At 37.9% G+C, this 9,430-nt stretch carries 8 protein-coding genes and 1 tRNA gene; 2 read left to right on the top strand and 7 right to left on the bottom strand.

Annotated elements, in window-relative coordinates; all coding sequences use genetic code 11:
• From ACIQ6Z_RS07935 to mce, 3 genes are all read right to left on the bottom strand, one after another.
• A partial coding sequence (locus ACIQ6Z_RS07935; protein ID WP_396210369.1) for a hypothetical protein occupies positions 1-185 on the bottom strand: 185 nt, incomplete at its 3' end.
• Positions 186-439: 254 nt separating this feature from the next.
• Positions 440-513 (bottom strand) — tRNA-Ile (locus ACIQ6Z_RS07930).
• A gap of 71 nt (positions 514-584) precedes the next feature.
• The gene (gene mce / locus ACIQ6Z_RS07925; protein ID WP_396210368.1) at positions 585-1,001 is read right to left on the bottom strand and encodes a methylmalonyl-CoA epimerase; all 417 of its coding nucleotides are present in this window, start codon (positions 999-1,001) and stop codon (positions 585-587) included.
• A 101-nt stretch (positions 1,002-1,102) separates the two neighbouring features.
• Between mce and rbfA the strand changes: the two genes are divergently transcribed.
• Together rbfA and ACIQ6Z_RS07915 are read left to right on the top strand one after the other, a co-directional pair.
• On the top strand, positions 1,103-1,495 hold the full coding sequence (gene rbfA, locus ACIQ6Z_RS07920; protein ID WP_396210367.1) for a 30S ribosome-binding factor RbfA: 393 nt from the start codon (positions 1,103-1,105) through the stop codon (positions 1,493-1,495).
• 1 nt (position 1,496) lies between these two features.
• Entirely contained in the window at positions 1,497-2,696 is a 1,200-nt protein-coding gene (locus ACIQ6Z_RS07915) for an ABC transporter permease (protein WP_396210366.1), read from the top strand.
• Positions 2,697-2,973: 277 nt separating this feature from the next.
• On the opposite strand, the gene ACIQ6Z_RS07910 is transcribed toward ACIQ6Z_RS07915, so the two are convergent.
• From ACIQ6Z_RS07910 to ACIQ6Z_RS07895, 4 genes are all read right to left on the bottom strand, one after another.
• Complete coding sequence (locus tag ACIQ6Z_RS07910) at positions 2,974-4,302, bottom strand: TlpA family protein disulfide reductase (RefSeq protein ID WP_396210365.1); 1,329 nt, start codon at positions 4,300-4,302, stop codon at positions 2,974-2,976.
• A gap of 224 nt (positions 4,303-4,526) precedes the next feature.
• Positions 4,527-6,464: an OmpA family protein gene (locus ACIQ6Z_RS07905; RefSeq protein ID WP_396210364.1), complete on the bottom strand. Its 1,938-nt coding sequence runs from the start codon at positions 6,462-6,464 to the stop codon at positions 4,527-4,529.
• 8 nt (positions 6,465-6,472) lie between these two features.
• Positions 6,473-7,402, bottom strand: a complete 930-nt coding sequence (locus tag ACIQ6Z_RS07900) for a type IX secretion system membrane protein PorP/SprF (protein WP_396210363.1) — start codon at positions 7,400-7,402, stop codon at positions 6,473-6,475.
• A gap of 56 nt (positions 7,403-7,458) precedes the next feature.
• Positions 7,459-9,430 (bottom strand): gliding motility-associated C-terminal domain-containing protein (locus ACIQ6Z_RS07895; RefSeq protein WP_396210362.1); only part of this gene is annotated, 1,972 nt, incomplete at its 5' end.

The following is a 9,430-nucleotide window of genomic DNA, read 5'->3' as shown; positions in this document are numbered from 1 at the left end:
TTAGTATAACCCGAACCATCATTATAAAATCTATAATGATTATAAAAACTTAAAACTTCATTTGCTACATTCTCTTTGGCAACATACTTTGAAGATGTGTTTTCTATGGTTGTCCAAAGAATTTGTTGTCCAAATACGATTGAATTAAAAAATAAAAAGCAGCATAAAATTTGAATTTTTTTCATAATGATATTATTTATTGAAATGAAAAAGGAACCTTATTAATAATAGTTTTTTATAAATTATTTCATGTGTTACAAATTTAAAAAAATAAAAATCTATAAAACAATAATCATAAATAATTATTAATTTTTATATCTACAAAAATATTGCATTTGTTTGGCTTTTTGTGTGTTAGGAAACTTATAAAATCTTGCTTGAATCTTGCTTATAAAAAAAGGTTCCAAGAAATACATCTTGAAACCCTTGATTTTACTAGTGGTCCCACCTGGGCTCGAACCAGGGACCACCTGATTATGAGTCAGGTGCTCTAACCAACTGAGCTATAGGACCGGTTAAGAGACTGCAATATTACTGCTAATTTCTATTTACTGCAAATTTTTTTTTACTTGTACTTAAATTAACTAGTGGGCATTTGTGTTAGGCATTTCTTGACACAATTCGATCAACACGCCGTTGGTGCCTTTGGGATGTAAAAAAGCGACCAATTTGTTGTCGGCGCCGGGTTTGGGCGTTTCGTTCAAGACTACAAAGCCTTCGTTTTGCAAGCGGGCGATTTCGTACACGATATCTTCTACATCAAAGGCAATGTGGTGGATGCCTTCTCCTTTTTTCTCGATGAATTTTGCGATGGGACTGTCGGGATGTGTGGCTTCTAACAACTCTATTTTATTGGGGCCGTTGCTAAAAAATGACGTTTTTACTCCCTCGCTCGCTACGGCTTCTTCTTTGTAGGGCGGTTGGCCAAAGAGCTTTTCAAAAAGCAAATTGGAGGCTTCTAAATTTTTTACCGCGATTCCTATATGTTCTATTTTTCTCATGCTGCTATTTTCTGTAAAATTATAAAATAAAAAACAATACAAAACGCCTAAAATCTGAAATCGGTAATCTTCAATCAAAAATCTTATTGTATTTTTGTCCCATGGAAACAAATAGACAAAAAAAAATAGGAGCCCTTTTACAAAACGATTTAGTCTCCATTTTACAAGGTGAAATCCGAAAAAACAACATCAATAACCTAGTAATTTCGGTTTCAAAAGTTAACGTTACTTCCGATTTATCCATTGCAAAAGTGCATTTGAGCGTTTTCCCTACTGAAAAAGCAGGCGAAATTTTAGCCGCCGTAAAAAGCAATGCCCCCTTGATCAAACACGACTTAGCCCAACGGGTAAAAAACCAATTGCGCAAGGTGCCCAACTTAATTTTTTACATCGACGACAGTTTAGATTATATCGAAAAGATCGACAAGGCCTTAGCCGGCGATGAAAATCCGATTGAAAACCCCGATTTATTAGAAAAAAGAAAGAAATCATAATTTGAACCTTTCCTTATACATAGCCAAGCGTTATGCTATTAGTTTTAGCAAGAACAAAGCCATCAATATCATTACAGGCATTGCTTCTGTGGGAATTATTGCCAGCACTATGGCTTTGTTTGTTTTTTTATCGGTTTTTAGTGGTCTGAAAGAATTTACCCTTGATTTTGCCAATGCCACCGACCCTGATTATAAGGTAGAAACCGCCACTGGTAAATTTTTTACCCTAACCCCAACTCAAGAAGTTGAGTTGCGCAAGAGTGGCGTTCTCACTGCGTTCAGCAAAGTGGTTTCGGAACGCGTATATTTTGTATACGACGAAAAAGAAATCGTAGCCGAAATTAAAGGAGTAGACTCTCAATTTGCCGCTGTCACAGATTTTAACCAGCATTTGTATGTAGGCGAATGGTTGACCCAACATTCTGAAGAAGTAGTTGTGGGCGCCGAAATTAGCCGCAAATTAGCTCTTGGATTGTTTGATTACAACCACCAATTAGAAGTATATGTGCCCAAACCCGGAAAGGGCAGTATTGAAAATCCGGAGGATGCTTTTAACAAAGCACTGTTGTTTCCCTCAGGGGTGTATTCGGTAAACGAGGAAATGGACAGCAAATTTGTTTTCTGTGACCTACCGCTAGCGCAACAATTACTGGGCTTACATCCGCAACAATTTACGGCACTTGAACTTAAAGTAGCGCCCCAACATTCAGAAGAAGAAGTGCGCAAAACCTTGCAGCGAATTTTAGGGAACGGCATTAAAATAAAAAACAGGGCCCAGTTGAACGATGCATTGTATAAAATGCTGCAATCGGAAAATGTATTTATTTATTTGTTCAGTACATTAGTGGTTATTCTTACGTTGTTTTGTTTGGCCGGAGCCATTGTAATGATCATCATTGATAAAAGAGAAAATTTAAAAACCTTGTTGCATATTGGATTAACTCCAAAAGCCATTCGGGGCATCTTTTTTGCTCAGGGATTACTCATTACTTTTTTTGGATTGGGGATTGGAATGGCGCTTGCTATTTTGCTCATCGTATTGCAGCAGCAGTTTTCATTGCTCATGATTACCGCAACCCTTCCTTATCCGGTTGTTTTTGAATGGAATAATGTGTGGATTGTAGTTGCTACTATTGTGCTTTTAGGCATGCTCTCTTCGTGGATTGCCTCGGGTACAGTGACAAAAAACGTATTGAAATAAAAAAACATAAACATAAAAAAAGAATTTAATATTCTATTGTATTTAGGGTTTTTGAAAGTCAAAAATATAGAATATAAGCTGAAAAAGCAAAATTCATTTGTATCGATTTGTGGTAGCAGGCACTAATGTATTGGTAACGATGTCAACTGAAAATTAGTTGTTTTTTTATTAGCTGGACTCTTGTTTATAAAGCATTATTGTCAGTAAACTGCTAGTATTTGTATATTTGGCCGCAAACTTTCTCAGATTTTAATTAATAAGTCAATCAAAGAACAATTTATTGGTTTATCAATTCTAAAATAGCTTTGTTATTAAATGATTTTAATACTACTTTTCCCTGCTGATCTAGTAAAAAGTAAGACGGGTTTGAATAGGTATTTAACTGGTGTTGGTAGGCTTTAGTGGGATCCATCGATTTTAAATTTATGGCCACACGCTCCAATTGATTTTTCTCCAAAAATTCAATCCATTTGGTCTCATCAGTATCATTTAAAACGGTAATCCATCCTGTTTTTTTGAGGGGATACTTCTCTTTTACGTTTGCCATAAACTTACTAATTTCGGGCATCTTGTCGATACAATGTTGGCATGTTGGACTAAAAAAAGTGAGCAATGTAAAATCGTTTTTGGAATAGATCTCCTGAATCGTTACTGCTGTACTGTCTTTTCTTGCAAAGGTTACATCTGGAAATAGACTATTTAGTGGTACTTTTTTATTGGTTTCATATTCGTTACTAAATTTATTCATTTCGGCATCCGTAAAAACCTTGCACCTATTTTCTTTGATGTACTTTTCAAATAAGTGATTGTAGGCTTCTTCTAAATTATAGCGTTCAAAAAAGGAAATATTGGCCGCTAAATATTTGATAAAAATGACATAATTTTGCATTTTACAATCCAATCCACTTATTAATTTATCCACATGCTTTATGTAATTTTCATTGGAAATGGGCACCGTCGTTACAAACTTGTAGAGCAACTTATTGATATTAGGTAAAAAAGCCAACCGTTTTTCTGTTGGAGCTACTTCGTCAAAAAAAGCAGCATAAGCTAATTCTTGGGCTTTTACATCTGGCGGTTTTGGGGCATCTATTTTATTTTCAGCCCATAAATACAAATGAAGTGCGGTTTTCGGATACTTGTTTATCAATTCGTTTCGCAACAAAAGCCCTTCTGGTTTTGGTACTCTTTGATAGGCTAAAAAATCGATATTCAATTGGTTTTTAGTAACGGTCCACGTTTGTGTATTAGCAGATAAAATGACAACTTGAATTGTGCTTCCGCTATCAAGCGCTAACTCAATATAATTATTGGGATTTGACTTTAATCCCAATCGATATATAGCGCCCACGATTTTTTTGGATTGTTTAAAAACTACTTTTTGATTGCTGTTTTTAACAACGATACTGTCGGTTACCAACTTTTTTTTTGCGGTTCCATATTGCAAGGAAAGTTGAAGGGTTTCGTTCAAAATGTTTTGGGTATTGATTGTTATTTCATAACCCTGCAGTGTCCCGCTTTGATTACTTTGTTTTTTTTGAGCAAAGCATGATGAAATTACAAAAAAAAGGACCCCTATTTTTATACTATTTTTTATACTATCCATTATTTGCTTTGTTATTATCAACTAAATCATCTATAAATTTAATTGCGCTAGGGTAACACCTTTTTAATAAATTAATGGTGTTTATATGAGGCCGCTTCTTTTTCATTTTAAGGATCTGTAAATAAAAGTTTACAATATCCTCTTTATTAAAGTCTGGTTCTAACAAAACTTTTTTACTGAAAATATTATTGCTGTTTTTCATGCCCTAAAATTTATATTAAAAACTATTCAATGATAATAAACTCTGAACGTCGATTGATTTGATGTTCCTCATCTGAACAAATTATGCCATCTGCACACTGGTTTACCAGTTTTGATTCGCCATACCCATGTGCTGTTAATCGATCGGCTGCAATACCTTGACTGATTAACCATTCTCTTGTAGCGTCGGCTCTTTTTTGTGACAATTTTTGATTGTATACTGCAGCACTTCGACTATCGGTATGCGAACGCACATCAATTCGCATTTGAGGATACTCCTTCATGATATCAGCAATCTTTTGCAACTCAAGAGCAGCATCTGTTCGGATAAAATGCTTGTCTAAATCAAAATAAATGATCCGAATGCCTAATATTTTAGCCAAGTCCACCTCTGATAATTCCAACTCTCTTTTCTTAAGCTCGAATACCAAGTTTGTTTCTTTTGCTTTATAAGCAACAGGCCCTTCAAAGGTTTCAAAATCGGGATGGGTCACGGTAACAAAATATTTTTTGCCTTGCTCTAAATCGGGAAACGTTACTTTTCCGTCTTTTGCCGTTACTTGAGCCATTGGATTTTTGTCCTGGTCTAATAGGGTTACTTGAGCTTCAACCGGCGTATTGCTTTGCTCCTGTTGCACAGCAGCCACTACTTTAAACAATTTAGGAAGCTCTAATGATTTGAAGCTATAAATATCGTCTTTTCCCAAGTTATCTTCGGTACGATTAGAGGTAAAAAATCCATCTTGAAGTACGTCTTTGTATATCAATCCAAAATCATCTTGTGCTGAATTTATTGGAGCGCCAAGGGTTTTTACTTGTTTGTATTGGCTGTCTAAGTGTACATAATACAAATCCAATCCTCCTAATCCTGCTCGGGCATCAGAGGCAAAAATAAGCACGTTATCTTTAGTAATAAAGGGGAAGGTTTCTCTGCCTTCGGTGTTGATAGCATCCCCTAAATTCTCTGGAATACCATAGGTGTCGTTTTCTAATATTGCAACTTTGTAGATGTCCGACATGCCCTTTGAGCCGGGTTGATTGGATGAAAAAAACAATTCCTTTTCATCTGCAGATAGTGCAGGATGCGCACAACTGTAGTTGTCGTTATTAAATGGCAGTTCTTTTACGTTGCCCCATTTTTTGCCGTCATACGTTGCTTTGTATATTTTTAACAATACCGTGTTTAGGGTATCGGTTTTAGCGCTTGCTTTTAATTGGTTGTTTCGGGTGAAATACATCGTTTTACCGTCTTTGGTAAACACCGCCGATGATTCGTTATAAAACTTGTTGATTTGTCCGTTCAATCCTTTTGGAAGGGAAGTACTGTCTTTCGCTTGGCTGCCTTTTTTTGACAATTGGGTAACAAGGTATAAATTGGTATAGGATTCGCCCGTCCAATTGTGTTTGCTTACCAAGGCTTTCTGCGTAGCACGAGTGGAGCTAAAAACAATAGCACTATCGCCTAAAAACGCAGGAGAAAAATCGGAGTTAGCACTATTTATTCCAGCGTTCATTACTTTTGCGGTAGTAGGTGCTTTTTTGCTATTCTTCAAGTATTCTTTGTTGGCCGCATATACCTTCACGCGAGAATCATTTGGGTATTTTGTTCCCATTTGCACCATAACCTGATCGGCTTTGACATACTCTTGTTGGGTTTTTAACGTACTCACATATTTGCTGTACGTATTTGCTGATAAATCTTGTGTGAAAACATACAAGGAATCATACCAACGTTTGGCAGGTACAAAATCGGCTTTGTAGTAATATGCATTGGCCAAATTTTCCAACAACTCTTTTGATTTATAACCGTCTTTGGCTAAGTCCTCGTAGATTTTGATGGATTCGCTATATGCTAATTGATCGTATTTTTTTTGGGCCAAGTCCAACTTTGATTGTTGGGCTACTACTTGTGAAACTGAAGCCAATAAGGCTACTAAAATATAGGTTATTTGCTTTTTCATATGCTGTTTTAGAAAAATCGAGGTGATACTACTTGTTTCTTTCTGCTGAATTCATAACGCAAGAACAACTCATGGGATCCTGAATTATAATTGGCTAATTTGGTCACTTCACTGTCATAACCATAACCAATAAACCAGTTGTCGCTTACTTGAAACCCTGCTAACATGCTCATAGCAGCATCCCATCGATAGGCTGCTCCCAAGGTGATTTTCTCGTTAAATAAAAAGTTGGCCGAAAAATCCAATTGCAACGGTGCACCTTCTACCATTTTGGCTAAAAAGGCCGGTTTGAATTGCACCGATGGATGAATATCAAACACCCTACCGGCTATGAAATGATAATGCATGCGCTCATAAGGAACCGAAGAGGCGTTATACTGTGCCTGATTTTTATCAAAGTGCTGTGTCTCTATCATGTTTGGAACAGACAATCCAAAATAGGTGTCTTCGGAATACCAGTAAAGTCCTACACCAAAATTTGGTGAAAAACGGTTGTCAATATTGTATTGCGCCATAACATCCCCAGGATTGTAGATATTCAACTTGGTGAAATCTACATTCAACAAATGCGCCGTAGCGCGAAAACCAAAGGCCAACTTATAGCTATCTGATGTGTTGATCGTATATGAAAAATCGGCCGAAATAGTGCTTTCCTCTGAAGGACCAATTACATCATTCATCACCGTTAATCCCATACCTACATTAGAATCTCTAAAAGGGGCATGCAGTGCAAAGGTATTGGTAGTAGGAGCGCCTTCAAGACCTACCCATTGTGTTCTGTGCAATCCAAACACGCTCAAGGTGCCTCGCGAACCTGCATAGGCCGGGTTGATGTTCATCGTATTATACATGTAATTGGTATATTGTGCATCTTGCTGTGCTTGCAACATACCTATTGCAAAAAAACTTAAAATAATACTCGCTAAAACTTTTTTCATCGTATCGTTGTTTTTGAAAAGGGTGAAGAAAATATCCACCCTCTTTTAGTCTATTCTTATTTGTTCAGATATAAATATCCTACGCGTTGTTTCCAAACACCTTGTGCATTTTTGTACTTGATGATGTACCAATACGTACCAACGGGTAACTCCGAATCTTGATTTACCGTTGCTCTTCCCTCAGAGATACCTCTAAAGTAGTTTTGGTTTTGACCATACCCTTTAACACCAAATACTTGAACACCCCAACGGTTGTAAATCTCAACCGAATTCTCTGGATAACGCTCAATGTTTCGTATCACAAAAACATCATTGTCGCCATCACCATTTGGAGTAACCAAATTGAAAATCTCTAAGTCATCATCCGATGGCATGTGGTTGTTTGGCTCCAAATAATCTGGTATACCATTGCCGTTTGGATCAAATGGTTCGTTTGGATTTGGCCCAATTTCTTCACCATTACTTAAACCGTCTCCATCACAATCTCCCTCTAAAAACGCTTGACTTAAAGGAAGTGTAACATTTGCCATATTTGCCTCACACGGATTCGTTGGATCGGTGTTGTCGTCTACTTCCGTACCGTCTAAAACCCCATCTCCGTCTGTATCTGCATTCAATGGATTAGTACCAATAGTTATCTCTTCAGCGTTGGTTAAACCGTCGTTGTCACAATCTAAATTGTTCCAACTTGCTGCTTGAGGTAACGTAATGCTATCCAATTCAAAATCACATGGATCTGTTGAATCTGTTCCGTCAATAAATTCCTGAGCATCTGAAACACCATCGCCATCGGAATCAATATCTAAATAGTTAGGAATACCATCACCATCGGTATCGTCATTTCTTGGATCACCATCAACATTAACATCTTCATCGATTGTATCGATTCCATCGCCATCATCATCAACATCATAAGGATCAACATTACCATCCGAATCTGTATCATTTGGTGTAACTCCTCCATTTGCGTTAACTGGAATTCCATTTGAGCCAATAGGTCCATCAACTTCTCCATCATTATTTGCATCCGTACCGCCTGCTTCGATCACATCCATTACTCCGTCATTATCAGAGTCCAAATCAAGATAATTAGGAATACCATCGCCATCCGTATCACATAATGGAACTGCTGGAGAACATACTGAATTTTCATAACTATCTAAAATGCCATCATTATCAGAATCTAAATCCAAATAGTTAGGTGTACCATCGCCATCCGTATCGGTTGGCGTACATGGTGCTGTGCCTGTACATCCGCTATCCTCTACTGCATCTGGAATACCGTCACCATCACTGTCTGCATCCAAGTAGTTTGGAATACCGTCACCATCCGTGTCAACTGGTGTTGCTCCGTTTGGTCCTTTTTCAATCGTATCTGGTATACCATCACCGTCTGAATCTACATCTAAGTAGTTAGGGATACCATCGCCATCCGTATCGGTTGGTGTACATGGAGCTGTTCCTGTACATCCATTATCTTCAACTGCATCTGGAATACCATCACCGTCGCTATCAGCGTCTAAGTAATCTGGTGTTCCATCGCCATCCGTGTCAACTGGTGTTGCTCCGTTTGGTCCTTTTTCAATCGTATCTGGAATACCATCGCCATCACTGTCTGCATCCAAGTAATTTGGAATACCGTCACCGTCCGTATCGGTTGGCGTACATGGAGCTGTTCCAGTACATCCTGCGTCTTCCACTGAATCTGGAATACCATCACCGTCGCTATCAGCGTCTAAGTAATCTGGTGTTCCATCGCCATCCGTATCAACTGGTGTTGCTCCGTTTGGTCCTTTTTCAATCGTATCTGGAATACCGTCTCCATCACTGTCTGCATCCAAGTAATTTGGAATACCGTCACCATCCGTATCGGTTGGCGTACATGGTGCTGTGCCTGTACATCCGCTGTCTTCAACTGAATCTGGAATACCGTCACCGTCGCTATCAGCGTCTAAGTAATCTGGTGTTCCATCGCCATCCGTGTCAACTGGTGTTGCTCCGTTTGGTCCTTTTTCAATCGTATCTGGA

Source organism: Flavobacterium sp. (assembly GCF_044376915.1).
Classification (GTDB): domain Bacteria; phylum Bacteroidota; class Bacteroidia; order Flavobacteriales; family Flavobacteriaceae; genus Flavobacterium.
Note: the sequence above shows the minus strand (reverse complement) of the source record. Positions and strands in the feature narration are given on the sequence as shown.